Source organism: Schaalia sp. lx-100 (genome assembly GCF_021083625.1).
Classification (GTDB): Bacteria; Actinomycetota; Actinomycetes; order Actinomycetales; family Actinomycetaceae; genus Pauljensenia.
In genome coordinates, this window is record NZ_JAJNRP010000002.1 from 289,478 (window position 1) to 315,907 (window position 26,430).

Here is a 26,430-nt window from a genome sequence, read left to right on the forward strand (position 1 = left end):
ACGTATTAACGATTTTTACCGTTGCGTTTTTCCGCTTCGCCTTCACGATAAAGCGCATCAATTTCGTGAGCAAAGTCTGCGAGTACCCGAGAACGTCGCAGTTTCAATGAAGGAGTAAGGTAGCCGTTATCAACGGTAAACATGGCATCAATAATGCGGTAACGGCGTATTGATTCAGCACGGGAAACAGATTTATTTGCTTTCGCAATGGCACGGTCTAACGAGGCTCGTACCTCTGGTAAATGAGCTGCTTCAGCAATACCTGTCGGTGGTAAACCATGATTTTTCAACCAAATGGGAAGCATATCGTGGTCAAGGGTAATGAGGGCGCTGATATATGGGCGTGCTTCCCCCACGACAATTATCGTGCCGATGAGGGGATGGGTAGCCAGCTGATCCTCTAAGACTTCGGGGGAGACATTTTTCCCACCAGCGGTGACAATCAGTTCTTTTTTGCGCCCCGTAATGGTGAGTTGCCCGCGTTTATCAATACTTCCAAGGTCGCCGGAATGGAACCAACCGTCCCGTATTGCAGCTGCGGTTTCTTGAGGGAGATTGAAATACCCAGGAGTAACAAAAAGACCTTTCATGAGTATTTCCCCGTCGGGTGCGATCTTAATGCTGTTCCCAGGAAGAACTGAGCCGACTGTGCCAATAGAATTATTCCCCAACCACTGACCGGTAATTGGGCCGGTGGTTTCTGATAAACCGTAGCCTTGGATAACTGTGAGGCCAATACCTTCATAGAAGCGGATGAGGTCAGTGGTCAGTGGCGCGCCTCCAGAAATTACGTATTTGAGTCGTGGACCCAAGAGGTCACGGATCTTGTGGAGGACGAGTTTATCTGCCACAAGGTGACGTAGTCTGAGTAAAGGTGAAGGGCCTAGTCGTGTATGTGATTTGGTGGTGTAACGGCGAGCTTGATGAGCTGCCCACGAGAAAATTTTCCCTTTAAGGCCACCTCCCGCTTTTGCTGCGGCGGCATTGTAGACCTTTTCAAGGACACGAGGAACAGCTAACAGCACAGAGGGTTGGAATGCCTCAATATCGGGGAGTAGCCTTTTCACGTCAGGAGAAAAGGCGATAACACCTGATCCAGCGAGAACGAGATGCATTGCAAAACGTCCAAAGACATGCGCAAGCGGCAGGAAAAGAAGTAAACGTGTTTCTTTTGTTTGAACAACTTCAGGAAGCGCTTGTTGAATGGAACGTATCAGGGCAACAAAGTTGCGATGTGTCAGGATGACACCTTTAGGTTTCCCGGTAGTACCCGAGGTATAGATAATGGTTGCCATGTCATCAATGTCGATAAGTGCGCGACGTTGGTAGAGCAGTTGTGATGCTGTGTTTTGCCCTGCAGTAATGAGGTTGCGTATAGCTCCAGAATCAATGGCTTCGATTGCGAGAACATGTGGAGTTGCTACTGAACTGACAAGGTCAGCTTGTTGAAGTGTAGCGGTAACGACGTAGACGATACCTGCATCTTCAAGGATATGACGTATCTGCGCAGCGGAGTCTGATTCGTAGATCGGGACGGTAATAGCGCCGATACTGAGGATTGCTAGGTCCAGGAGCATCCACGAATAGGAAGTAGCAGAAAGGACTCCAACTGTCTGTCCCGGTTGTATGCCGCGAGCAATCAGTCCTTTGGCTATGTCATCAACATCTTGCTGGATTTGTGCTGTTGTCAGGTGTTGTGAGGCGCCTACTTCTGAGCGTTCTTCGACGGCAACTTCATTGGGGCGCGTGTGTGCGCGGCGTAAAAAAAGCGAAGGGATTGTGTCTTTTGAGTCAAGGGTAAAGCGAGCTTTTTCAGACCAGGTGCCATCCCTATGCCGTTTCATATGACCCCCACATAATCAACAATTAAAAATCTGAACACTAGATAGTTTAGGTGTCTGTTGAGCTGTTTGCCGATAAGGCGCGCGTGAAGAACGATACCTTACATATGGGATGAAACACTTGCTACATATTGGGTAAATGTGCGTAAAATGCCTGATTTTCACAGAAATTAAGGCATGAGAAAGGAAAGGCGATCCGTCAGTTCAACCACAAACCCTCCCCAAAAATCAACACGATCAGGCTGTTTGTCCCATAACCCTTGTCATAGGCCTCAGCTAAAAAGAGCGATAGCCCCTTATATTTCCCACTAGGAGCAGGCGTATAAGGGGCTATACAAGCGATAAACCTGTGATCTGCTGGTGTGTATAAGTACTGACCCAGATGAATTTTTACAAGTCGTAGTACAGCTGATACTCAAAAGGATGCGGATACGATCGCATAGGTGTGATTTCGTATTTCTCCTTGTAATCAATCCACGTATCAATAAGATCCTGTGTAAATACATCGCTTTCAGTAAGGAAATCGTGATCCTCACGTAATGCCTCAAGTGCGCCTTCTAAGGACGAGGGGAGCTTAGCGATATCTTGATACTCCGTCGGGGGCAGCTCATACAGGTCTTTGTCTATAGGAGCGGCAGGTTCGATACGCCGACGGATACCGTCAATACCAGCCATGAGGCAAGCAGAAAACGACAAGTATGGATTCGCTGAAGGATCTGGTACACGATATTCCACACGCTTTGCTTTCGGTGAAGTACCGGTAACAGGGATGCGGATACATGCTGAACGGTTACGTGCCGAATAAACAAGGTTAACGGGAGCCTCGAAACCAGGAACTAAACGACGATAGGAATTAAGTGATGGATTAGTGAAAGCAAGTAAGGCGGGAGCATGTTCTAAAAGACCTCCCACAAACCAACGTGCTGTATCTGAAAGAGACCCGTATCCACGTTCGTCATAAAACAGAGGTTCGCCATCTTTCCATAACGATAGATGCGTGTGCATCCCTGAACCTGCGTCACCAAAGAGTGGTTTCGGCATGAAAGTTGCAGTGTGACCAAATTCCATTGCCGTATTTTTGACAATGTACTTAAAAACCATCATGTCATCTGCTGCTTTTTTCAGCGGTGCGAAACGATAACCAATTTCGTGTTGCCCACCTGATCCGACTTCGTGGTGCGCACGCTCCACACTTAAACCGACATCGCTGAGCCTACGACACATGACATCTCGTATATCGGCAAAGTGGTCAACTGGGGGAACGGGGAAGTATCCGCTGTTGTGTCGTGTTTTATAGCCGAGGTTTCCGCCTTCTTCATGACGTCCGGTGTTCCAGTGTCCTTCGATAGAATCAACGGCAAAGAAAGTGTCGTGGGGCGCTATGCGGAAACGTACATCATCAAATAAATAAAATTCAGCTTCTGCGCCAATGTAGCAGGTGTCGGCAATGCCTGTTGATCGAAGATAGGCTTCAGCTTTGAGGGCAACTTGACGTGGATCGCGCGAGAAAGGCTCATCGGTAAAAGGATCGACGACAGAGAACAAGACCACCAATGTTTTTGCTACACGGAAAGGGTCAATGTAGCAGGAAGTGACATCGGGGATGAGCTTCATATCAGACTCATGGATTTGTGCGAACCCGCGAATTGAGGAGCCATCAAACATGACTCCGTCTTCTAAAACGTTACCTGTAAATTCTGTCGCGGGAATTGTGAAATGTTGCTGCACCCCAGGTAAATCACAAAAACGGACATCGATATACTCGACGCCCTCTCGTTCGATGTATTCAAGAACTTCTGAGGGGGTAGTGAACACGGGGTGTCCTTCCTGGCATTGCAGCCTGTGCTCGGTGGTAGAGCGTCAAGAAATAACCAAATCTTAACCAAAATTATTCTAGTTACGGAGTCTATGCTGAAGAAAATCTATGCCCATAATGTGAGCAAAACCCCGTTTTATGCGTTGCTTATCCACATTGATTTTCGCAGAGTGACATCAGTAGTTAAAGCAACGAAACTGGACGAGAGGCCTCGCTTAAAAACTATTACCCTTAGGGAGTGGCCGACCCAGTAACATACCGTCCCCAAACCTCAGAAATACCAACAAATCCTGGTGTTTATCGTTTCGTAGACGCGCATGATCGAGTAATTTACGTTGGAAAAGCAAAAAACTTGCGCGCGCGCCTCGTGAATTACTTTCAGGATCTTTCTGCCCTGCATCCACGAACCCAGCAAATGGTGACCACGGCGGCCGGTGTTCAATGGACAGTAGTAGCAAATGAAATAGAGGCGCTTACCCTTGAATTCACCTGGATTAAAGAATTTAATCCACGCTTCAATGTTGTATTCAAAGATGACAAATCCTACCCCTATCTGAGCGTGTCGCTGAGTGAACGCTTCCCCCGAGTACGTGTCACACGTGACGCAAAGAAAAAAGGCGAACGATACTTCGGCCCTTACACCCACGTATGGGCTATCCGTGAAAGTATCGATCATCTGCTACGCGTATACCCTGTGCGTACCTGCTCAGCAGGCGTATTTCGACGAGCGCAAGCACAACGACGTGCCTGTTTACTTGCTGATATTGGAAAGTGTTCCGCCCCATGTGTAGGTCGCATTACTGAAGAAAAACATATGCAACTTGCACGTGAGCTATGTCAATTCCTTGACGGGCGGACAGGGCCTGTTATACGTCACCTTGAAAACGAAATGCGTCACGCATCAGAGCACCTTGAATTTGAACGAGCTGCTCGATTACGTGATGACATCACAGCTTTACGGACAGTTCTTGAACGTAATGCAATGGTCCTTGATGATGGAGCCGACGTTGACGTATTCGCACTTGCTACGGATGACCTGGATGCGGCAGTCTACGTCTTTCATGTGCGTGGTGGTCGTATCAGAGGTACGCGAGGATGGGTGCTCTCACGATTAGATGCGGCGGAAGAACCTGCACTGATGGCCCGCTTACTTGAACAAGTCTATGGTGATTTTCCAGTAATGGAACCTCATCAGAGGCATCAAATGTTGCGTAACACAGTGAGCCCTTCTTCAATTGACGATACTGTTCATACGCCTATTCATGCCATACCTAAAGAAATTCTAGTGTCAGTTGAACCTGAGGATCTTACGACACTGACTCAATGGCTCACTATGAGACGCGGAGCAAAAGTTGTATTAAAAGTTCCTGAACGGGGTACTAAAGCGGCTCTCCTTGATACTGTGCGAACAAATGCTCAGGAAACACTTACCCATCACAAAATGAAACGTTCCGGTGATTTAACACAACGATCGCAGGCATTAGAAGAATTAGCAGAAAATCTTCATTTGCCTACGCCTCCACTACGTATTGAATGTTATGATATTTCGCATACGCAAGGGCAACATCAAATGGGTTCGATGGTTGTTTTTGAAGATGGTATTCCGCGCAAAGACGCCTACCGGACATTCGCTATTCGTGGAAACGACACTACGACACATGACGACACTGCTGCCATGCGTGAGGTGCTGACACGTCGTTTTCATCGACTACACGAAGAAGAAAACCCTCACGATACAGAAAGTTCTGCATCTGTCATACACAGTGGAGCAATTGATCCTGATACAGGGAAAAAACGCAGATTTTCCTATGCGCCTGACCTTATCGTGGTGGATGGGGGATTGCCTCAAGTTAATGAAGCGCAGCGAACCCTTCAGGAACTAGGGGTTGATCTTCCAGTCATTGGACTGGCAAAACGACTTGAAGAAATCTGGATACCTGGCGAAGAATTTCCAATTATTCTGCCGCGCACAAGCCTGTCTTTATACATGCTGCAGCATCTGCGCGATGAATCGCATCGAAGCGCTATACGTGCCCACAGGAAAAAACGAACGCATGCTCAAACTCGTTCGTTTCTCGACACTGTCCCAGGACTTGGCCCTCAACGGCAAAGCGCTCTTTTACGTGCATTTGGTTCGTTGAAACGATTGCGTCAAGCTCGGGTAGAAGATATTGCTGCAATCAAAGGAATCGGACCGAATCTTGCAAGAACCATTCATGATGCACTGAATCAAGGCACAATAGAAGTACCCACCTCACAAAGAGAGGCATGAGATGAACCTTCTCCAGCAATTGCCGCTATCCCTACCTGCGCGTATTTTACTTTTAGGCTCAGGGGAATTAGGAAAAGAACTCACGATTTCTTTCCAACGCCTCGGTTGCTACGTTCTTGCCGTTGATTCATACCCGAATGCTCCTGCAATGCAGGTAGCGCACGAGTCTTTCGTCTGTGATATGACAGATGAAAAAGCTTTGAAGGAACTTCTAGCGCAAGTCAATGTTGATCTCATTGTTCCTGAAGTTGAGGCGATTGCTACTCACGTTTTAACCGAAGTGGAACGTGAAGGTCATATGCGTGTGATTCCGCATGCCCAAGCAGTTATCACCACAATGGATCGTCAGCGTATTCGCTCATTGGTAGCAGAATTACCGCAGGTGCGTACCTCGCGTTTCCGTTTTGCTTCTAGTCTCGATGAGGTACGTGAAGCGATTGCATATACGGGATTGCCTGCTTTTGTGAAACCAACAATGTCCTCATCAGGGCATGGGCAAACCTGTATTACATGCGAACAAGAGGTGGAGGTTGCTTGGGAAAATGCCTCACATGGAGCGCGTGCGCATACCGGTAGGGTAATTGTTGAAGAAAACGTTGAATTTGACAGCGAAATCACACTGCTCACAATCCGATGGTGGGATCAGGAAAGTAAAGAAATACGGACTTCTTTTTGTGCACCTATCGGGCATCGTCAACATGAGGGCGATTATGTAGAGTCATGGCAACCCGCGTATGTGTCACCTGCTGCTCTTGAAGAATGTCAGTTCATGGCTTGCGCTGTTACTGACGCGTTGGCTGATGCAGGATGCGGGCCTGCGTTAGGTCTTTTTGGAGTGGAATTCTTTATTAAGGGTGATGAGGCGTATTTCTCGGAATTATCCCCACGACCACATGACACGGGCATGGTCACCATGATTACTCAAGATTTGAATGAATTTGATCTTCATGCACGTGCCATCATGGGGCTCCCCGTAGAAACCAGCATAAATCGCCATGGTGCCTCCGCAGTTATTAAATCGACTGAATCTGTAGAAAAACCCGAGTACACGGGTGTTGCAGAGGCGCTTGCATTGGGTGCTCAGGTGCGAATTTTTGGGAAACCTGTTAATCGAGCTGGGCGACGTCTAGGTGTTGTACTTACTCACGCAGATACAACTGAACAGGCTCGACGCGCTGCTTGCCATGCTGCCGCTCTCGTTACTGTGACTCATCGAATAAAATGATGCTGCTATGAAAGATTCTTTCCAAATAAATGATCCCAGCCGCGCAGACAGCGCTTTTTTACAATCGGATGAACCTCGGCGCGACTATGGCGAAGTTAATGAACGTAATCAGCCAGCGCCTCGGACAGTTCCTGATGGGATACCGTTGCGAGATGCGTACACGCGCGCACAGGAACCGCAAAATAATGAAGTTCTCATTATTACCGGATATTCGGGAGCAGGTCGCACAGGCGCAGCGCGTGCTTTAGAAGATCTCGACTGGTATGTTGTCGATAATTTACCGCCGCAGATGCTTCCTGCTTTGGTGGGAATGATGGCTCCGGCAGGCGCAGGGGTACATCGTTTAGCGGTCGTTATTGACGTGCGTTCACGAGCATTCTTTACAGAACTCATCAATACTGTGGAACAACTGACAGAAACGGGTGTTCCTCACAGAATCCTCTTTCTTGAAGCCGATACAGCTACGCTGGTACGTCGTTATGAATCCAATCGTCGTCCCCATCCTATGCAAGGTAATGGAATGCTCCTGGACGGCATACACGCAGAAGCTCGTTTACTTGCACCATTGCGTAGCCGCGCTGATGAAGTTATCGACACAACGCATATGAATGTGCATGACCTTTCGCGTCATGTGCGAGACGTTATCGCGGCAGAGGGAAATCGTCCTCTGAAAGTCACCGTTGAATCATTTGGATTCAAACGCGGTATTCCATTGGATGCAGACCATGTGCTTGACGTTCGTTTCTTAAAAAATCCGTACTGGGTTGATGAATTACGCCATTTAACTGGACGCGATGAAGCAGTGGCGAATTATGTATTAAATCAACCCGGTGCCCTCGCATTTGCCAAAGGATATGCGAATCTTTTAGCACCTATGTTGAATGGCTATCTGGTCGAGTTAAAGCCGTTCACCACTATTGCAGTGGGCTGCACAGGCGGAAAGCATCGTTCGGTAGCTGTGAGTGAGTGTATTGCCGCCGTCTTGAGGGACAAAGGTTTTTCTGTACGGGTGGTTCATCGTGATCTAGGGAGGGAATGATGGTGTACCTTGACGCTGCTGGATGGGTTCAGCGTGGCGATAACGGGTACGGTGTCGTCGCTTTGGGTGGAGGACACGGTCTTTCTGCGACATTGCGTGCCCTTCGTCATATCACCAGACGTTTAACCGCTGTGGTTACTGTGGCAGATGATGGTGGCTCCTCAGGACGTCTACGTCAAGAAATGGATGTGCTGCCACCAGGTGATTTACGTATGGCACTGGCGAGCTTATGTGAAGAAAGCGAATGGGGTTTGACATGGCGTGACATCATGCAAACTCGCTTGAATACCACAGGGCCTTTACACGGTCACGCGTTAGGGAATCTCCTGATTGCAGGAATGTGGCAGCTTCTTGATGATCCTGTGGAAAGTTTAGATCTTGTTGGACGGCTATTAGGAGCCGCTGGACGTGTTCTTCCCATGTCTTCAGTTCCTTTACATATTGAAGCTGACATGGATGATGCAGGACGAAAATACACCGTTGAAGGACAATCGCAAGTTGCAGTGGCGTCAGGGTCTGTCTGTCACGTTCGTTTAACGCCGAAGGAGCCTCCGGTTCCGTCCGTTGTGATTGAATCAATTGAACAGGCTGACTGGGTGATTTTAGGTCCCGGGTCGTGGTACACCTCCGTTATTCCGCACCTTTTGGTTCCACAATTGCATCGTGCTTTAGTGACAACAAATGCTCATCGCGCTCTTGTCTTGAATTTGGCACGCCAACGTGGTGAAACAGATCGGATGACAACATCAGATCATGTGCGTGTTCTGGGTCAATATGCTCCGGATCTGAAATTGGATGTTGTTATTGCTGACCCAACAACTATTGATGATGTTGATGACCTTGTTGCTGCCAGTGAATCTTTAGGGGCGCGTTTGCTTTTGCGGCAAGTACGTACAGGCGACGGGCAACCGCATCATGATCCTTTAAGGTTAGCTGCAGCTTTACGTGACGCATTTGACGGTTTTCTTGGTGAGGTAGGCCGTGCGGAACCATGGCTTGTCTGATTTGTACGAGGAAATAATGGTTCCATGTTCTCAGGTGAAGTACACGAGAAATCTATCGGCGTGCATATGTGGCTCAAGAATGTGATGATTGTTTTTGGATGAGCAGTGATGATATGAGCTGAGGGAGTAGAACGCCTATATGAAGACGTGTTTCTGCAGCACATATGCGCATATGTGTCAGCTTAGCTATTCACTGCAAGCGCATGTATGTGCAGCATGTGTAAAAGAGGGAGGATTCTTATGTCTTTAACCAGTGACATGAAGGATGAGCTTGCTCGTACAGCTCTGACACAACATGCGGTAATGGCAGCGGAAGTATCAGCCACTCTACGTTTTGCAGGTGGACTGCATTTAGTGGCAGGTCGTATCCTCATCGAAGCTGAATTGGATTCTCCGATAGCTGCGCGTCGTTTACGTGGGTTACTTGCGAATTTATATGACGCAGAATCCTCAGTGATTGTTGTCTCAGGCAGTTCTTTGCGTCGCGGGAAACGCTACGTCGTGCGTGTTGTGAAGAATGCTGATGAATTAGCTCGCAGAACAGGACTTATTGATTCAGTGGGTCGCCCGGTTCGAGGGTTGCCAGTTACTTTGGTGGCGGGGAATAAAGAGATTGCTGCTGCAACGTGGCGGGGTGCATTTCTTGCGCGTGGTTCATTGATGGAGCCAGGGCGTTCATCATCTTTAGAAATTACCTGTCCGGGACCTGAAGTTGCTTTGGCAATGCTGGGGTGTGCGCGAAAACTGGGAGCTGTGGCTCGAACAAAGGAAGTACGTGGGACAGATCGTGTTTCTGTGCGTGATAGCGAAGCCATTGGGGTTTTAATTGCAGCGATGGGAGCTCAAGCAACTTATGAAGCATGGCAGGCTCGTCGAGAACGGCGTGAGGCGCGGGGGAGTGCGAATCGCCTTGCGAATTTTGATGATGCAAATTTACGACGTTCAGCACGTGCTGCTGTTGCGGCGGGCGCTCGTGTAGAACGCGCTTTTGAGATTTTAGGTTCAGATATTCCTGAGCATCTTTTAGAAGCCGGACGTTTACGTATCGAATTCAAACAAGCCTCATTGGAAGAATTAGGCAAACGAACAGACCCACCTTTGACAAAAGATGCGGTGGCGGGACGTATTCGACGTCTGTTAGCTATGGCAGATAAAGCAGCTCATGAGCGTGGAATTCCTGACACTGAAGCGGCTTTAACCTTGGAAATGTTAGAAGAAGATTAATTCTTTAGCGCATACTGGAGATCAGCGCCACTTTATTTGAGGGACGTTCGACACTGCTTGATTCGACTTTTCGGTGTAGATTTGTAGTGCTGAGCCGCAGTAGATCTGCGGGCCAAATTCACAACCCGTGGATTTTGGTTGCACGAACATGAAGTGTCTTTATGACACAAGCAGGAGGACAATAGTGACCACCCGCGTTGGCATTAACGGCTTTGGACGAATTGGCCGTAACTTCTTCCGCGCTGCTTTGGAGCAGGGCGCCGACATTGAGATCGTTGCTGTCAACGACCTCACCGATAACAAGACTCTCGCTCATCTGCTCAAGCACGACTCCATCATGGGTCGTCTCGATGCTGAAGTGACATACGATGACGAGTCCATCACTGTTAACGGACACCGCATTGTTGCTCTGGCTGAGCGTGATCCGGCCAACCTCCCATGGGGCGACCTGGGTGTCGATGTTGTTGTTGAATCTACCGGTTTCTTCACCGATGCAAACAAGGCCAAGGCGCACATTGAAGGCGGTGCCAAGAAGGTCATTATCTCTGCTCCAGCAAAGAACGAAGATGGCACTTTCGTTATCGGCGTGAACCACACCGATTACGATGCTGAAAAGCACACCATCATCTCGAATGCTTCTTGCACCACAAACTGCTTGGCTCCTGTTGCCAAGGTGCTGGATGAGAACTTCGGCATTGAAAACGGCCTGATGGTGACAATTCATGCTTACACTGGCGATCAGCGTCTGCATGATGCGCCCCACGGCGATTTGCGTCGCGCCCGCGCTGCAGCTTTGAACATTGTTCCTACCTCCACAGGTGCTGCTAAGGCTGTGGCTTTGGTTCTGCCTCAGCTCAAGGGCAAGCTTGATGGCTACGCCATGCGTGTTCCAGTTCCTACTGGCTCCGTTACCGACCTCACCTTCAAGCCTTCTAAGCCTGTAACTGCTGAAGAAATCAATGCTGCTGTTAAGGCTGCTGCTGAAGGCCCACTCAAGGGTGTTCTGCTGTACTCTGAGGAACCGCTTGTTTCCACCGACATCGTGGGCGATCCTCACTCCTCAATCTTCGACGCACAACTGACCAAGGTCATTGGCGATCAGGTGAAGATTGTTTCTTGGTACGACAACGAATGGGGCTACTCGAACCGTCTCGTTGAGCTGACCGTTTACGTAGGCGACCGTCTCTGAGACTGACCGCGTATGAGCTTTTCATAGGTTTGCGCCCGCGTACGCCTCTTGCGTGCGCGGGCGTATTTCCTGTAAAAGCTCTTTCTTTGAATTCGTTATACGCACATTCCCCACAATAGTGAGTGTCGCGTATGTATCCCTAGCTTTTCACAAGAGGCCTCTATGAAGACTATTGATTCTTTAGGTGACGTTCGCGGTAAACGCGTCCTCGTCCGTTCCGATTTCAATGTTCCCCTTAAAGACGGTGTGATCACCGATGACGGTCGTATTCGTGCGGCTTTACCTACTTTGACACGTCTTGTCCAAGCCGGTGCGCGTGTCGTTGTTATGGCTCACCTTGGCCGTCCTAAAGGACAGGTGAACCCTGCTTTCTCATTGGCTCCTGTTGCTAAGCGTCTTGCTGAGCTTATTGACGTGCCAGTTACTTTAGCTCAAGATGTTACAGGCGAATCAGCACATGCTGTTGTTTCTTCCTTGAAAGACGGCGAAATTGCTTTGCTTGAAAATGTGCGCTTTGACGCACGTGAAACCTCGAAAGTTGACGAAGAACGTCAAGCCTTAGCAGCAGAATTTGCTGAACTAGGCGAAGCATTCGTATCGGATGGTTTCGGTGTAGTTCACCGTAAACAAGCATCTGTCTACGATATTGCACAGCTGGTTCCTTGCGCTGCGGGTTCACTGGTACTTAAAGAAATCGAATCCCTGCGTCGAGCCACTGAAAACCCTGAACGTCCTTACGGTGTCGTTTTAGGTGGCTCAAAGGTGTCAGATAAGCTGGGTGTTATCGCCAACTTACTGACCAAAGCTGACATGCTGTTCATTGGTGGCGGTATGGCCTACACATTCCTTGCAGCTCAAGGATACTCTGTCGGCAAATCACTACTAGAAGAAGATCAGATCGACACGGTAAAAAGCTACATTTCAGAGGCAGCTGAACGCGGAGTTGACCTGGTACTGCCAATTGATGTGGTTATCGCTCCTGAGTTTGCTGCAGATGCTCCTGCCACCATCGTCAGCGCAGATTCAATTCCTGAGGATCAGATGGGCTTGGATATTGGTCCGGCTTCACGTGAATTATTCGCTCGTAAACTTGCCACGGCTCGTACCGTCGCCTGGAATGGCCCGATGGGTGTGTTTGAATTTGATGCATTCTCTGGTGGCACTCGCGCAGTTGCAGAGGCTCTGTCACACGGCGATATGTTCTCTGTCATTGGAGGCGGCGACTCTGCTGCAGCAGTTCGCTTGCTTGGCTTCGATGAAGCAACTTTCTCTCATATTTCCACCGGTGGTGGCGCTTCCCTCGAACTACTTGAGGGTAAAGTTCTGCCAGGTATCGCAGTTTTGGAGGACTGAAAATGACTCGTACACCTTTAATGGCCGGTAACTGGAAGATGAACCTCGATCATTTAGAGGCAAATCACCTGGTTCAGGGCCTTGCAATGCATCTGCGTGACAATAATCATGACTACGATAAATGTGAAGTTCTGGTTATTCCACCTTTCACAGATATTCGTACTGTTCAAACGATTGTTGACTCTGAAGAATTAAACATCAAATACGGTGCTCAAGATGTATCAATCCATGATAACGGTGCCTACACCGGTGAAATCTCCACTGCGATGCTCACCAAACTGGGCTGCACATATGTGGTGATGGGACACTCAGAGCGTCGTGAATACCACTCGGAATCAGATCAACTAGTCGGCGCTAAAGCACGTAAAGTTCTAGATGCGGGAATGACCCCTATCTTGTGCTGCGGCGAAGCTCTGGAAGTACGTAAAGCTGGGACGCATGTCGAATTTGTTCTTTCACAGATTCGTGCGGCCTTAGAAAACTGGTCTGCTGAAGATGTAGCCAAAATCGTTATTGCCTATGAGCCTATTTGGGCAATTGGTACAGGCGAAACAGCAACTGCTGCTGACGCACAGGAAGTATGCGGCGCTATTCGTCAGGCATTAGCGGAAGATTTTGGTGCGCAGACCGCTGAAAGCACACGTGTGCTTTACGGTGGTTCAGCAAATCCGGGTAACGTGAAAGAACTGATGGCCCAACCCGATATTGACGGTGCGCTTATCGGTGGAGCCTCACTGAAAGCAGAGTCTTTCGCAGCAATGTGTGGTTTCTACGCCTGAGTTTTTCCTCACAAAAGAGCAGGGGCCATGTGGACACAATGACCATATGTGCGCCACATGGTCCCTGATCTGTTGTATCCTTATACTTTGTTGAGTACATCTGTCCTTTAGTTGAATGGAAGCCACTGTGACCGTCCTTAAGATCACGCTGCTCGTTCTGATTGTCTTAACCAGCGTGCTGCTCACGTTAACCGTTCTTATGCACAAGGGACGAGGCGGTGGCCTCTCCGACATGTTCGGCGGCGGTATTACTTCCTCTGCTGTTTCATCAGGCGTTGCTGAGCGTAACTTGAATCGTATTACGCTGGGTGTACTCCTTGTGTGGATTTCCAGCATCATTGGTTATGCTCTGCTGATGAAGTGGGTATTCTGAGCTTACATACCGTCTGAAAAGAGACGTACCAGTCCGCCGTAGCAGTAGACTATGGCGGACTTTTTATTTTGTAGGACATATAGACCCTTAACTTTCAGGCTTCTATCACTTATAGCATCTAGGCGATATGCGACTAAAGCAATCACAAACAAAAGGCCAAAGAGACTCTGTAATAACGGATAAGCCTAGGGCTACACGCACAAAAACCAAGGGCAGGATACGATTTCTTCCTATCCTGCCCTTGGCTACTATTTACGTGTACTCATATACGCAACGCAGTAACAGTATTCCTTGTCTTACGTCAAAGAAATACACCCCGCTGCATAACTCCAGTGCTTACCGGGCTGCTGCAATGCTTTCTTTAGCAGCAGCAACCACATGAGCAGCATCGAAGCCATAATCAGCAAAAAGCTTGTCACCCGAAGCAGACTCACCATAGTGCTCCAAAGACACGCTTCGGCCAGCATCACCGACCAAACCACGCCATGACAAGGCAAGACCAGCTTCAACGGAAACACGCGCACGCACAGCTGCCGGCAAAACGCTTTCCTTATAATCCTCAGACTGAGCCTCAAACCATTCCATACATGGAACAGAAACCACACGGGCAGCAATACCTTGAGAAGCTAACTCCTCATAAGCCTGAACAGCAACCTGAACTTCAGAACCAGAAGCCATCACAATGACATCCGGTGTTCCTTCACAATCCACCAAAACATAGGCGCCACGCGACACAAAATCAGCATCTGCATAAGCACCTTCGCCTCGTTCATATACGGGAAGATTCTGACGAGACAAAACCAAAGCTGCAGGATGACGCTGCTCCAAGATAGCTTTCCACGCTGCCACTGTTTCATTCGCGTCACATGGGCGCACAACAGCTAAATTCGGGATAGCACGGTAGGCCGCCAAATGTTCTACAGGCTGATGTGTAGGCCCATCCTCACCAACACCAATCGAATCATGCGTCCACACATAAGTCACAGGCAGATCCATCAAAGCAGCCAAACGAACAGCACCACGCATGAAATCAGCAAAAACGAAGAACGTGCCGCCATAAGGACGAGCTAAACCATCTGCAGCAATACCATTCATGATCGTGCCCATAGCAAATTCACGGACACCAAAATGCAGATTACGACCAAAAGGATTGCCTTGGAAAGCCTTCGTATTCAGACCTTCTGGCAAGAAAGAAGGCTCTGATGGCATGAGAGTGTTATTGGAACCTGCAAGATCAGCAGAACCGCCCCACAACTCAGGTAATGTCTGCGCCAAAGCAGCGATTACTTTACCTGATGCAGAACGCGTAGCCACACTGCTTCCAGCTTCGAAAGTAGGCAATGCAGCTTCCCAGCCTTCAGGAAGGCTCCCACTGAGTACACGATCAAGTAATTCAGCGCGATCAGGGTGTGCTGCCTTCCACGCTTCAAAACGTGCATCCCAGTCAGCGCGGGCCGCTTCTGCGCGTGTCGCCACATTCGCACGAGCATAAGCAACAGCTTCCTCATCCACCTCGAACATGCGATCCGGATTAAAACCTAAAGCTTCTTTCAAACCACGCAGCGCTTCAGTGCCTAACTTAGAGCCATGAATACCACCGGTATTTTGCTTACCAGGAGTCGGCCAACCGATGATAGTACGCAACGCAATAATTGACGGCTGATCGGTAACAGCTTTTGCAGCTTCAATAGCATTGTGGAGGGCTTCCACGTTCTCACTGTACGAACCATCTGCAGCCAACCAATCAACGCGCTGCACATGCCATCCATAGGCTTCATAACGTCCAAGGACATCCTCAGTGAAAGCAATCTGAGTGTCATCCTCAATAGAAATGTGGTTGTCATCCCACAGCAGAATCAAGTTCCCCAGTTTCTGAGTTCCAGCTAAAGAAGAAGCCTCAGCAGAAACGCCTTCCTGCAAGCAGCCATCACCTGCGACAACATATACGTGGTGATCGAAAATTGACTCACCCATCGGTGTCTCAGGATCGAAAACACCGTGAGCGCGACGTGCCGCCATAGCAAAACCAACGGCAGAGGCAATACCTGTCCCCAGAGGGCCAGTAGTAATTTCTACGCCGGCTGTATGCCCATATTCAGGGTGAGCGGGGGTAAGAGAGCCTTGGGTTCGTAGAGCTTCAAGGTCAGATTTTTCAATGCCCTGTCCTGCAAGGTACATCTGGCAATACTGTGTTAAAGATGAATGACCTGCGGAAAGAATGAAACGGTCACGCCCTAACCAGCGAGGATCTTTTGGATCAATGGTTAAATGACGCTGATACAACACATAAGCAGCAGGAGCCAAAGAAATAGCTGTACCAGGATGGCCGCTTCCTACCTTTTCTACGGCGTCAGCTGCCAGAACCTTTGCTGTCTTGACAGCACGATCATCGTATTCATTCCACTTAAACGTCACGTCGGCCTCCATGCCGGATCAGCCCCTACATACGGGGACATTTAATATTTACCATCGCTCATTCTATCGTGCGCAGGTAAGAATATGCGGGACCTGCGACATGGAAAAGAAACATGTATGCGGTGTGAACAAGTAAAACACGTCTACATGAAATGAAGAAAACATAGGTGCTCACCGTGTGTGCAGGTGAAAATCTGCGCTATCGGGTAGTCCACATGCGCTCATACTACGATACGTGACACCATAAGGACATGGTTCGTCTGGAAATGGTGCTAGAAGAATGGTTCATGCAGATGCGCATTGAAAAAGGCGCTTCGCAGCACACGATTTCTAACTACATGCGTGAGGGGAAACGCTGGCTTCTTTTTCTGGACTCCCAAGGCATCGACACATTTGATACTGTAACTGCGCATCACGTGACAGCCTATATTGAAGCATTATCGAATGGTTCAATCACAGGGAAACCTAGTGCGGCTGCATCACTAGCACGCGCACTATCAGTGGTACGCAGTTTCCATCGTTTTGCTGTGCGTGAAGGGTACTGCTCACTTGATCCGACAGCGGGTGTGCATCCCCCTCGCGCGCCAGAACACTTACCAAAGGCGCTGACAATTGATGAAGTCGCTTCCTTACTTGCCTGTGCCCATAAAGGGGAACGCCCCAGTGACATACGCGATACGGCCCTACTGGAACTCCTCTATGCAACCGGGGCGCGAGTATCTGAAGCAGTATCACTTTCCATCGATGACCTTGATCTGGATGCAGAATTACCAGTTGTGCGTTTCTTTGGTAAAGGACGTAAAGAACGAGTAGTTCCTATGGGGTCATATGCGCGTGAGGCTTTAGCGGCGTATCTTGTGCGTGCTCGGCCAGTTTTAGCGGCCTCAGGAAAAGGAACACATCATGTTTTCCTTGGCCTACGTGGGACGCCGATGTCACGCCAACTTGCATGGGCAGCCGTTGCTCGTATTGCTGAAATGGCAGGACTAAACGGACGTGTAAGCCCGCATACCTTACGTCATTCTTTTGCGACTCACCTTTTAGAAGGCGGGGCATCAATACGTGACGTTCAAGAACTCCTTGGACATGCTCATGTACAAACAACGCAGATCTACACTCGTGTCACTGCGCTGACTTTACGGGAAGTACACCGAGCCTCACATCCACGAGCATCTCGTGCTGCTTCAGCAAAGGCAATGATGTCCTAGAATAGGTGTGTGAGTCATTTTAACCAGCCGACGTTAACAGAGAACGTTCTTCCAGAAGATAACGATTTCCCTGTTCCTGCGCTTTTGGATCATCATGGTCCTGCGCGTGTGATTGCTATGTGTAATCAAAAAGGTGGGGTGGGAAAAACGACGACAACCATCAATTTAGGTGCTGCGCTAGCGGAATATGGTCGCCGCGTCCTTGTTGTGGATTTTGATCCACAAGGGGCAGCCTCGGTGGGTCTAGGGATTAACACTTTGGATATGGATGTCACTATTTATAACCTCCTCATGTCCTCACGGCTTGATCCTCACGACGCAGTATGTCCTACTGATCTACCGGGTTTGGACGTGTTGCCGGCAAATATTGATTTGTCTGCTGCTGAAGTCCAATTGGTAAATGAAGTAGCACGTGAATCTGCTTTACAAAGGGTTTTACGTCATCTGGAAAATGAATATGACGTGATTTTGGTGGATTGTCAGCCTTCTTTAGGTTTGCTCACCGTTAATGCTTTAACTGCCTCGCATGGTGTAATAGTTCCTGTTGCTGCTGAATTCTTTGCATTACGCGGTGTGGCTTTGCTGGTCGAAACCATTGAAACAGTACGTGACCGTATTAATCCTCGCCTCAAAATGGACGGAATTGTGGCCACTATGGTTGATACTCGTACTTTACATTCGCGGGAAGTACTTGACCGCTTAGAGGAAGCCTTTGGTGATCTGGTCTTTACAACTCGTATTGCGCGGAGTGTAAAATTCCCTGACGCTACTGTAGCAACTGAGCCTATTACAACCTATGCTTCTAAACATGCGGGTGCTCAGGCCTATCGGCGTTTAGCTCGTGAGTTGATTGCTCGTGGAGATGCAGCCTGAAAGTCACGCCTCGCAGGACGTACTCGTTCAGGGGCGTATCGATCAGTTTCAGGTAACCCTTGAAGTTTTTGAGGGACCTTTTGATTTACTGCTGCAACTGATTGCTCGTAAACGACTGGATATCACTCAAGTAGCATTAGCTGAAGTAACAGATGAGTTCATTGCTCATATGCAACTTTTCCCAGATCTATCAGTTACGACAGAATTTTTAGTTGTTGCTGCCACGCTGCTTGATATGAAGGCTGCACATTTATTGCCGCGCGATGAGTCAGTTTCAGATGTGTCCGCGCAGGATTTAGAGGCACGGGATGTCCTTTTCTCACGTCTTTTACAGTACCGCGCATTTCGCGTAGCGGCCGAGGCGATCGGCCAGCGTTTAGAAGCGCAGGCCACTTCATTCCCACGTCTTGTGCCTATGGAAGATGCTTACGCGAAATTACTGCCAGACCTCGTGTGGGCTTGCAGTGCGCATGATTTAGCGAGGGCAGCCGCAGACGCACTCTCACATAAGCCACCCACTGTTGAAATTACGCATTTACATGATCCGCTTGTTCCGGTTGCCACTCAGGTTGATATTTTGGTAAACAAGTTACGAGGGCGAGGTCCGCTTACCTTCACAGATTTAATTTCGGATGCTGCAACGCAAGCAGTGGTAGTGTCACGCTTTTTAGCGGTATTACAGCTTTATCGTGCTGGCGCAGTTGATTTTACTCAAAATGAAGCTTTAGGACGTTTACTGGTGATGTGGACCGGTGGAGAACAGGAAACATATGTGCACATTGATGAGGAGGATCAATGAATAAGCCTCAAGAATATGAGGATATTTCACAGGAAGATTGTTCTCACCTACCAGAGGAAACAGGGGATATTGATGCACTCCTTGCCCCCATTGAAGCAATTTTGATGGTAGCTGAGGTTCCAGTAACTGCTGCTCAAATCGCACCTGCCCTCGGAGTGAGCACAGCAGCAGCCGAATGTGCCTTACAGCATTTGGCTGCACAGTACCCGTTACCTCATTCCTACGATGCAGCTCCTCATACGGATGAGGAAAACCACGAAATACAAGGAACTGACGATCGCACAAACAGCGTGACCTCCTTTGCCTCAGATACGTACACCGCAGCAAAAAACAACGAAAATCGTGGGCGTCCTCATGGATTTTATGTGAAAAAAGTAGCAGGAGGCTGGCGCATCTACTCAGCACCTCAGTACAGTGATGTAGTTGCCCGTTTCGTTGTAGGCTCAGCACAAACACGGCTCAGCCAAGCCGCTCTAGAAACTTTAGCGGTTATCGCGTATCGTCAACCAATCTCACGGTCGCGTATCTCGCATATTCGTGGCGTGAATGTTGACGCCGTGGTGCGTACTCTAGTAGCACGAGGTTTAATCGAAGAAGTCGATGAGAGCCTTACCGGAGCACGCTTGTACGGAACAACCCCAGCGTTTTTGGAACGCATGGGATTCAATTCGTTGGATGACTTGGTGCCACTCGCGCCGTACCTTCCAGCTCAAGAAGAACTGGACGAACTAGAGGAGTTACTGTGAGAAATGATCCCTACGTTGAGGGTGGCCTACGTCTGCAAAAAGTTTTATCTCGCGCAGGAGTGGCTTCACGTCGCGCTGCTGAAGATCTGATCGATCAAGGACGCGTGATGGTGGATGGCAAAGTAGTCCGCACCCAAGGTTTACGTGTAGACCCTGATCGACAGGTTATTCACGTGGACGGTCAACGTCTGATTTTGGATGAAACAAAACATATTGTCCTTGCACTCAACAAGCCGGTGGGAGTTGTATCCACCATGTCGGATCCTGAAGGACGACCAACACTTGCTGACATGCTTATGGACTATCCCGAACGCTTATACCACGTCGGACGTTTAGATATTGATACCTCAGGTTTGTTGCTTTTAACAAACGATGGGGAATTGGCAAATCGTCTGACACATCCCTCATGGGGAGTGTCAAAAACCTATGTGGCGCGTGTTCATGGTGAAGTGAAATCCGGTGTGCGCCGTCGCCTCCTTGAAGGAATCGAGCTAGAAGACGGCCCAATCCAAGTGGATGCTTTCCGCACATTGGAAACGTACGGTGACATCACCACTGTTGAAATTACTGTGCACGAGGGACGGAACCGACTTGTGCGGCGTTTAATGGAAGCTGTTGGCTATCCAGTACGTGAACTTGTGCGTACGCATTTTGGTCCGATTTCCCTAGAACGCTTACAACCGGGAACACTGCGACGAGTGAAAGGTAATCAGCTCGTTCGTCTGTATTCAACGGTTGATTTATAAGCCTCTTCGTCGAAGCATCACAATGGGTGCCGCGGTACAGTCTCTCTTTTTCTGAGGCTTCGCGTTGAGTATTCAGTATCACTGCGTATCCGCCTTGTTTATACAAGTCAATGCTGATGCACCCGATGTTGTCACAAGCCACGCGTATAAGGAAAACTGAAATGACATATGTGACTACGCACCGTCCTGTTGTTACCGAAGGACCTGTCCTCATTATCGGGACGGGTCTGCTAGGCGCGTCTTTAGGTTTGTGTTTACGTGCTTCGCACATTGATGTTCTTTTGCAGGATACTTCACCGACATCGCTTCGCTTAGCACAAGATATTGGTGCAGGTATTCCCCTCAAAGAATGGTCGGGTTTACCACCGCAACTCGTGATTGTGGCAACTCCACCGGATGTGGCGCATGAGTGTGTGCTTTCTGCTTTACAGACGTGGCCGCAAGCGGTAGTCACTGACGTAGCAAGCGTCAAAGAAGCTGTTCTTGAGGATCTGTTGTCCTATTGTGCGCATACAGATGACTACTCCATTCTTGGACGGTATGTAGGTTCGCATCCCATGGCAGGACGGGAACGTTCCGGTGCGGGAGCTGCTGATGCGGACTTATTTTATGGTCGACCATGGGTGCTAGTTGCTCATCCGTATTCTTCTCACGAGACTGTGGTGCGTATTCGTGCTTTAGCGACGGATGTGGGTGCTTTCCCTGTGGAAATGGATGCTCATACGCATGATCGTTCAGTAGCTTTAGTTTCGCATGTCCCACAGCTAGTATCCAGCCTCCTTGCTTCGCGTCTAGTGGATGCTTCCAGTGAAGCATTAGGACTTGCTGGACAAGGTTTACGAGACACGACACGTATAGCTGCCTCCGATCCGCGCCTGTGGACTGTCATTTTGGCGGGGAACGCGGGACCTGTTGTTTCAATTTTACGTGAGTTGCAATCTGACCTTGCAGATTTGATTACGCATTTGGATAAAGCAGCAGAACTCGGACCTTTACGTGGCGGCTCTGTCGGAGCAGTTAATCGCGTAATGGAATCAGGCAATAGGGGAGTAGCACGTATCCCCGGTAAACACGGTGGCGCTCCGCGTCGCTACGCTGAACTGGAAGTTTTAATTCCTGATACCCCTGGTGCTTTGGGTCAACTTTTCACTGAGCTAGGTGAAATCGGGGTTAATATTGAAGACCTTGCTTTAGAACATTCAGCAGGTCAACATGTAGGTTTAGCACGTGTCATGATTGATCCATCCCGTCTACGTCAGGCACAAAAAGAGCTGGAATCGCGTGGCTGGAGACTTATCACCCACGCCATTGAAACAGCGTAAATGCCACGCTGAACCCGTACTATAGTTCCGTACACTCAGCAGAAAGAACGCACATGTCACTCAGTGAAAAAAACATGGAAAAAGTCGCTGAAGGCAACGAACTCTATGAAGAATGCCGTCGTTTAGTAAAAAAAGTTGGGGTCACTATTGCTATTGATGGGCCAGCAGGGTCAGGCAAATCTACAGTGTCACGCCGGATTGCTGATATTTTAGGAATCGGTTATCTAGATACTGGTGCCATGTACCGTGCGTTAACGTGGTACGCGCTGGAAACAGGAGTAGAACTAACAAATCAGGCAGCATTGCGTGCCCTTGCTGATGACATGCCGCTACATATGGATTCTCACCCGCTGGATCCTCATTTTTTTGTTGGTGAAGTAGAAGTGACGCAGGCTATCCGTGAGCCTCGTATTGCTTTGGGGATCCCTCATGTATCAACAAATAAGGAAGTACGTGCATGGATGGCTCGTGAACAACGGGAACGTATGATGCAGGCACGTTCACTCGGCTCAGGAATGGTTGCTGAAGGTCGTGATATAACAACGGTTGTATGTCCCGATGCGGATGTGCGAGTACTTTTATTAGCTGATTCGCAGGCTCGTCTGCGTCGTCGGACCTTGGAATTGTACGGTGACGATGCTCCTGAACATATGGATGTGGTTCGCGCGCAGATTGAAAACCGTGATAAAGCAGATTCAACAGTGTCAGAGTTCATGGAAGCTGCTCCCGGAGTCCACACACTTGATTCAACAGGCCTATCAATTGATGCTGTTGTGAATGAAATCTGCCTTCTTGTTAAAGAAAATACTGAACACCGGAGTCTGCTTCACGAAAGCTGAAAATACTTGAATAAAGCTGATGGTTCCGTGTCGTATCACTCATATAACTATGAGAGAACGTACCCTATGACCTATGGAAATGACACAACCATGGCATGAACTTACCGCATGTGAGTGGATTGAACGTGTACAGGTAACCTCAGCTTACGATGGTGTTTGTGCCTGTCTTGAACGGATTCGTGCGTATAACCCTCAGTTAAATGCTTTTTCTGTGGTCCTTGCCGATTCTGCTGTGCAACGCGCACGTGAATTGGATCGTCTTGCTCCACATGAACGTGGGCCGCTTCATGGACTCCCTTTCGCGGTGAAAGAAGAAATTGATGTGGCAGGTTGTGTCACAACATTTGGAACGAATGCATACACGACCCCACGTACGTCACACTCTGAAATTGTGTCGAGATTAGAAAAGGCAGGGGCAATCGTTATAGGGAAAACACGGATGCCTGAATGTGGTGCTTGGCCTTTTACGATCAGCAAATCAGGTGGTGTCACTCGGAATCCTTATGACATGACACGCACCCCTGGCGGTTCTTCTGGTGGGAGTGCGGCGGCTGTAGCTAGCGGTATGGTTCCTATAGGGTTAGGAGGCGATGGTGGTGGTTCAATCCGTATTCCTTCTGCGCACTGTGGACTTGTTGGATTAAAACCAAGTCGTGGATTGGTCAGTACGGCTCCCTATCCTCATCTATGGCTTAATTTAGGAGTGGCGGGAGTTCTTGCGCGTACTGCACGTGATAGTGCGTTGGTATATGATGTTATCTGTGCTACTGATTTTAGTTCGAAGCTTGAGCCTCATACCTCGTTACGAATTGGGTGGACGGTAGATACTGTTTCTCCTTTAGCGCGTCCGCATCAAGATCATGTATCTACTGTTCAACAGGTGGCACGCTTCCTTGCTGAATCCGGTCATCAGGTGGAACATATACATCCGCGTTTTCCTGATCCGACTATTGCCTTCCTCATCCTTTTCTTGCGAAGTATCTATGAGGAAGTTTCCACCTGCGAGTATCCTCATCACCTTGAGAAACGTACTCGGCAGCTTGCTGCTGTAGGTGCGCGGTTACCGAAAAGTGTGGTTTCGTGGGCGCTGAAACGTTCTGATGTGCTTGCGGAGCAGGTTGCTCCTCTATGGCAAAAATACGATGTCGTCATTACACCAACGACTGCTTCACGTCCAGATCGTGCGGATCGGATAGCCTTTTTAGGGCCTGTGCGCTCTCAGATAGCTTCTATTCCTTCAGTGGTGTACACCTTACTGTGGAATGTGACGGGGCAACCTGCAGTGTCAATACCGTGGGGGAATGATTCACATGGTTTGCCTTTAGCAGTACAAGCTATCGGCATGCAAGAAGCACCATTGTTATCGCTTGCCCATCAGCTTTCTGCCATACATGAATGAGTATTTCTATCTCTTATATAAGCGCGTATTCGTGGCCTCTGATCGTACAATCAGAGGCCACGAATGCAATAAGTGAAAGTCTCATCCCTTAGCGGCGACGGCGTTCACGTACTCTCACGGAAATCTGGATAGGTGATCCAACGAAACCAAATTCTTCTCGTAAACGACGTTCAATAAAGCGACGATAGCCAGGATCAAGGAAACCTGTAGTGAAAAGTACGAAACGTGGAGGACGTGTGGATGCTTGAGTTCCAAAAAGGATACGAGGCTGTTTTCCTCCTCGCAGTGGATGAGGGTGAGCTGCAACAAGTTGACCAAGGAAAGCGTTAAGCCGTCCTGTAGGAATACGTGTCGCCCAGCCTTCAAGTGCAGCATCGAGTGCACGTGTAATACGGTTCGTATGCCATGAAGTTTTCGCGGAGACGTTAATACGTGGAGCCCAAGACATTTGGACGAGTTCACGTTCCAACTCAGCTTTCAACATGGCTTGCCGTTCAATATCAACGAGATCCCATTTATTATTCACGATCACTAAAGCACGACCAGCGTCAACGACCTGTTGGACGACTCGAATATCTTGCTCAGTCAGCGGCTCGGACCCATCAAAAAGTACCAGCGCTATTTCTGCTTTGTCTAAAGCTATGTTCGTGCGAATAGACGCATAGTAGTCAGCCCCCGTGGTGCGGTGCATTTTACGACGAATACCCGCAGTATCAACAAACCACCATTGGCGATCATCTAGAGTAATTAACTCGTCAACAGGATCACGTGTCGTTCCTGCAAGCTCATTGACGACTACACGATCACTACCTGCTAAAGCATTCAGTAAAGAAGACTTACCGACATTGGGGCGACCAAGTAATGCAACACGACGTGGACCATGACTAGGCAAAGCTGTGGCAACAGCTGAATGTTCTGGCAAGATATCCAATAGAGCGTCAAGGAGATCACCTGTTCCCCGGCCATGTAATGCAGAGACAGGGTAGGGCTGGCCCATACCTAAAGACCACAGGTAAGCAGCCTCAGATTCTTGCAGAGCAGAATCCACTTTATTTGCCGCCAAAATAACAGGTTTTCCTTTACGGCGGAGCATCTGTACGATGCGTTCGTCTGTGTCAGTGGCTCCTATTGTTGTATCAAGAACCAGCAGTACTGCATCTGCCATGTCAACAGCGATTTCTGCTTGTTCAGCAACAGAACGATCAAGACCTTTGACATCAACTTCCCAACCACCCGTATCAACGAGGGTAAAATGACGACCCGACCAGTTGGCAGGGTAGGACACGCGATCACGAGTGACACCGGGAGTATCTTGTACAACTGCTTCGCGTCGTCCAAGAATTCGGTTTACCAGCGTTGATTTGCCAACATTTGGTCGTCCTACGATTGCAACAACCGGTAAACCAACAGAGGTATTTTGGTGCAAATCCTCAAAAAATTCACCATCAAGTAAAGCTAAATCTTCTTCATCAAGCTCGAATTGCTCCAATGATGCACGCATAGTACGCATATGTGCATCGATCTGTGCCTCAGTGAAATCATCTGTAGGATTGTCTGCAGGGATTATCGGTTCTTTTTCGTTGAAGTCACTCACCTGAATATTCTACGGGAACACTGCAATAACTACCGTGAAGTGCCATGAAATATCAACTTCCATATGCGCATATGCGTATGTGACGGCAGAAATCATGATTTTTTAACTCATATTTTTCTTCTCGCACATAAAAATTCATAAGAATCTGCCCTGTTTTTGCCTTAAAGTGCGCGTGAAAACAAGTGCGGGGAATTGAGATGGACCTGCTAAAAGAAAACCGTTATTCCTGATTTCCTGACAAACAGAATCAATCAGAAGGGGCTGCGGACGTTTTTTTAGAGGGTTTTTGTGGTTAACGTTTTTGCGCGGTAGGCCCGGATTGTTAGCCCGCCGAGTTCGGTTTTGATTCTCGTGTTGTTGTACCAATCGACGTA

Annotated in this window: 22 protein-coding genes; 17 read left to right on the forward strand and 5 right to left on the reverse strand. The window is 48.7% G+C overall.

The window, feature by feature from the left end; genetic code table 11:
* Window positions 1-5 precede the first annotated feature (5 nt).
* Together LRP54_RS02705 and glnA are read right to left on the reverse strand one after the other, a co-directional pair.
* Window positions 6-1,844: an AMP-dependent synthetase/ligase gene (locus LRP54_RS02705; RefSeq protein ID WP_231234860.1), complete on the reverse strand. Its 1,839-nt coding sequence runs from the start codon at window positions 1,842-1,844 to the stop codon at window positions 6-8.
* 387 nt (window positions 1,845-2,231) lie between these two features.
* The gene (gene glnA, locus LRP54_RS02710) at window positions 2,232-3,656 is read right to left on the reverse strand and encodes a type I glutamate--ammonia ligase (protein WP_231204929.1); all 1,425 of its coding nucleotides are present in this window, start codon (window positions 3,654-3,656) and stop codon (window positions 2,232-2,234) included.
* 239 nt (window positions 3,657-3,895) lie between these two features.
* Between glnA and uvrC the strand changes: the two genes are divergently transcribed.
* The 9 genes from uvrC (at window position 3,896) to secG (ending at window position 14,115) form a co-directional block, all read left to right on the forward strand.
* Complete coding sequence (gene uvrC / locus LRP54_RS02715; protein ID WP_231234861.1) at window positions 3,896-5,929, forward strand: excinuclease ABC subunit UvrC; 2,034 nt, start codon at window positions 3,896-3,898, stop codon at window positions 5,927-5,929.
* Between the two features lies 1 nt (window position 5,930).
* Window positions 5,931-7,154: a formate-dependent phosphoribosylglycinamide formyltransferase gene (gene purT / locus LRP54_RS02720; RefSeq protein ID WP_231234862.1), complete on the forward strand. Its 1,224-nt coding sequence runs from the start codon at window positions 5,931-5,933 to the stop codon at window positions 7,152-7,154.
* Window positions 7,155-7,161: 7 nt separating this feature from the next.
* Window positions 7,162-8,193, forward strand: coding sequence for an RNase adapter RapZ (gene rapZ / locus LRP54_RS02725; protein ID WP_231234863.1), 1,032 nt, complete (start codon window positions 7,162-7,164; stop codon window positions 8,191-8,193).
* Window positions 8,193-9,197 (forward strand): gluconeogenesis factor YvcK family protein, encoded by a 1,005-nt coding sequence (locus LRP54_RS02730; protein WP_231205232.1) that lies wholly within the window; start codon window positions 8,193-8,195, stop codon window positions 9,195-9,197. The genes rapZ and LRP54_RS02730 overlap by 1 nt, the downstream gene beginning before the upstream one ends.
* Window positions 9,198-9,437: 240 nt before the next feature.
* A complete protein-coding gene (gene whiA, locus LRP54_RS02735) occupies window positions 9,438-10,421 on the forward strand; it encodes a DNA-binding protein WhiA (RefSeq protein ID WP_231204937.1) in 984 nt (327 codons plus the stop codon).
* A gap of 184 nt (window positions 10,422-10,605) precedes the next feature.
* The gene (gap, locus tag LRP54_RS02740) at window positions 10,606-11,610 is read left to right on the forward strand and encodes a type I glyceraldehyde-3-phosphate dehydrogenase (protein ID WP_231204940.1); all 1,005 of its coding nucleotides are present in this window, start codon (window positions 10,606-10,608) and stop codon (window positions 11,608-11,610) included.
* 162 nt (window positions 11,611-11,772) lie between these two features.
* Window positions 11,773-12,963 (forward strand): phosphoglycerate kinase, encoded by a 1,191-nt coding sequence (locus LRP54_RS02745; RefSeq protein WP_231204942.1) that lies wholly within the window; start codon window positions 11,773-11,775, stop codon window positions 12,961-12,963.
* A gap of 2 nt (window positions 12,964-12,965) precedes the next feature.
* Window positions 12,966-13,742, forward strand: coding sequence for a triose-phosphate isomerase (gene tpiA / locus LRP54_RS02750; protein ID WP_231234864.1), 777 nt, complete (start codon window positions 12,966-12,968; stop codon window positions 13,740-13,742).
* A gap of 115 nt (window positions 13,743-13,857) precedes the next feature.
* Window positions 13,858-14,115 (forward strand): preprotein translocase subunit SecG, encoded by a 258-nt coding sequence (gene secG / locus LRP54_RS02755; RefSeq protein WP_269212694.1) that lies wholly within the window; start codon window positions 13,858-13,860, stop codon window positions 14,113-14,115.
* 336 nt (window positions 14,116-14,451) lie between these two features.
* Here secG and tkt read toward each other — a convergent pair whose 3' ends face one another.
* On the reverse strand, window positions 14,452-16,542 hold the full coding sequence (gene tkt, locus LRP54_RS02760; protein ID WP_269212695.1) for a transketolase: 2,091 nt from the start codon (window positions 16,540-16,542) through the stop codon (window positions 14,452-14,454).
* 239 nt (window positions 16,543-16,781) lie between these two features.
* Here tkt and LRP54_RS02765 point away from each other — a divergent pair, with 239 nt between their 5' ends.
* The 8 genes from LRP54_RS02765 to LRP54_RS02800 all read left to right on the forward strand — a co-directional run bounded on the left by LRP54_RS02765 (window position 16,782) and on the right by LRP54_RS02800 (window position 24,462).
* Window positions 16,782-17,738, forward strand: coding sequence for a site-specific tyrosine recombinase XerD (locus LRP54_RS02765; protein WP_231234866.1), 957 nt, complete (start codon window positions 16,782-16,784; stop codon window positions 17,736-17,738).
* A gap of 9 nt (window positions 17,739-17,747) precedes the next feature.
* On the forward strand, window positions 17,748-18,611 hold the full coding sequence (locus tag LRP54_RS02770) for a ParA family protein (protein ID WP_231204953.1): 864 nt from the start codon (window positions 17,748-17,750) through the stop codon (window positions 18,609-18,611).
* Complete coding sequence (locus tag LRP54_RS02775) at window positions 18,601-19,410, forward strand: segregation and condensation protein A (RefSeq protein ID WP_231234883.1); 810 nt, start codon at window positions 18,601-18,603, stop codon at window positions 19,408-19,410. The genes LRP54_RS02770 and LRP54_RS02775 overlap by 11 nt, the downstream gene beginning before the upstream one ends.
* Window positions 19,407-20,156, forward strand: coding sequence for an SMC-Scp complex subunit ScpB (gene scpB / locus LRP54_RS02780; protein WP_231234867.1), 750 nt, complete (start codon window positions 19,407-19,409; stop codon window positions 20,154-20,156). The genes LRP54_RS02775 and scpB overlap by 4 nt, the downstream gene beginning before the upstream one ends.
* On the forward strand, window positions 20,153-20,902 hold the full coding sequence (locus LRP54_RS02785) for a pseudouridine synthase (protein ID WP_231204956.1): 750 nt from the start codon (window positions 20,153-20,155) through the stop codon (window positions 20,900-20,902). The genes scpB and LRP54_RS02785 overlap by 4 nt, the downstream gene beginning before the upstream one ends.
* A gap of 170 nt (window positions 20,903-21,072) precedes the next feature.
* Window positions 21,073-22,224 carry a prephenate dehydrogenase gene (locus LRP54_RS02790; protein ID WP_442984582.1) on the forward strand — a complete coding sequence of 384 codons (1,152 nt, stop codon included), beginning with the start codon at window positions 21,073-21,075 and terminating at the stop codon, window positions 22,222-22,224.
* Between the two features lie 74 nt (window positions 22,225-22,298).
* Complete coding sequence (gene cmk / locus LRP54_RS02795; RefSeq protein ID WP_231205234.1) at window positions 22,299-23,063, forward strand: (d)CMP kinase; 765 nt, start codon at window positions 22,299-22,301, stop codon at window positions 23,061-23,063.
* Between the two features lie 73 nt (window positions 23,064-23,136).
* The gene (locus LRP54_RS02800; RefSeq protein WP_231234869.1) at window positions 23,137-24,462 is read left to right on the forward strand and encodes an amidase family protein; all 1,326 of its coding nucleotides are present in this window, start codon (window positions 23,137-23,139) and stop codon (window positions 24,460-24,462) included.
* An 88-nt stretch (window positions 24,463-24,550) separates the two neighbouring features.
* Here LRP54_RS02800 and der read toward each other — a convergent pair whose 3' ends face one another.
* Together der and LRP54_RS08515 are read right to left on the reverse strand one after the other, a co-directional pair.
* Window positions 24,551-25,972 carry a ribosome biogenesis GTPase Der gene (der, locus tag LRP54_RS02805; protein WP_231234884.1) on the reverse strand — a complete coding sequence of 474 codons (1,422 nt, stop codon included), beginning with the start codon at window positions 25,970-25,972 and terminating at the stop codon, window positions 24,551-24,553.
* Window positions 25,973-26,331: 359 nt separating this feature from the next.
* On the reverse strand, window positions 26,332-26,430 hold a 99-nt coding region (locus LRP54_RS08515), incomplete at its 5' end, for an IS3 family transposase (RefSeq protein WP_442984584.1).

Excerpts from the sequence above, each read along its gene's own strand:
- LRP54_RS02705 (WP_231234860.1), bottom strand. The coding sequence starts at position 1,844 with ATGAAACGGCATAGGGATGGCACCTGGTCTGAAAAAGCTCGCTTTACC.
- purT (WP_231234862.1), top strand. The coding sequence starts at position 5,931 with ATGAACCTTCTCCAGCAATTGCCGCTATCCCTACCTGCGCGTATTTTA.
- rapZ (WP_231234863.1), top strand. The coding sequence starts at position 7,162 with ATGAAAGATTCTTTCCAAATAAATGATCCCAGCCGCGCAGACAGCGCT.
- LRP54_RS02730 (WP_231205232.1), top strand. The coding sequence starts at position 8,193 with ATGGTGTACCTTGACGCTGCTGGATGGGTTCAGCGTGGCGATAACGGG.
- whiA (WP_231204937.1), top strand. The coding sequence starts at position 9,438 with ATGTCTTTAACCAGTGACATGAAGGATGAGCTTGCTCGTACAGCTCTG.
- LRP54_RS02745 (WP_231204942.1), top strand. The coding sequence starts at position 11,773 with ATGAAGACTATTGATTCTTTAGGTGACGTTCGCGGTAAACGCGTCCTC.
- tpiA (WP_231234864.1), top strand. The coding sequence starts at position 12,966 with ATGACTCGTACACCTTTAATGGCCGGTAACTGGAAGATGAACCTCGAT.
- secG (WP_269212694.1), top strand. The coding sequence starts at position 13,858 with ATGGAAGCCACTGTGACCGTCCTTAAGATCACGCTGCTCGTTCTGATT.
- tkt (WP_269212695.1), bottom strand. The coding sequence starts at position 16,542 with ATGGAGGCCGACGTGACGTTTAAGTGGAATGAATACGATGATCGTGCT.
- LRP54_RS02765 (WP_231234866.1), top strand. The coding sequence starts at position 16,782 with ATGGTTCGTCTGGAAATGGTGCTAGAAGAATGGTTCATGCAGATGCGC.
- LRP54_RS02775 (WP_231234883.1), top strand. The coding sequence starts at position 18,601 with ATGCAGCCTGAAAGTCACGCCTCGCAGGACGTACTCGTTCAGGGGCGT.
- scpB (WP_231234867.1), top strand. The coding sequence starts at position 19,407 with ATGAATAAGCCTCAAGAATATGAGGATATTTCACAGGAAGATTGTTCT.
- cmk (WP_231205234.1), top strand. The coding sequence starts at position 22,299 with ATGGAAAAAGTCGCTGAAGGCAACGAACTCTATGAAGAATGCCGTCGT.
- LRP54_RS02800 (WP_231234869.1), top strand. The coding sequence starts at position 23,137 with ATGGAAATGACACAACCATGGCATGAACTTACCGCATGTGAGTGGATT.
- der (WP_231234884.1), bottom strand. The coding sequence starts at position 25,972 with ATGCGTACTATGCGTGCATCATTGGAGCAATTCGAGCTTGATGAAGAA.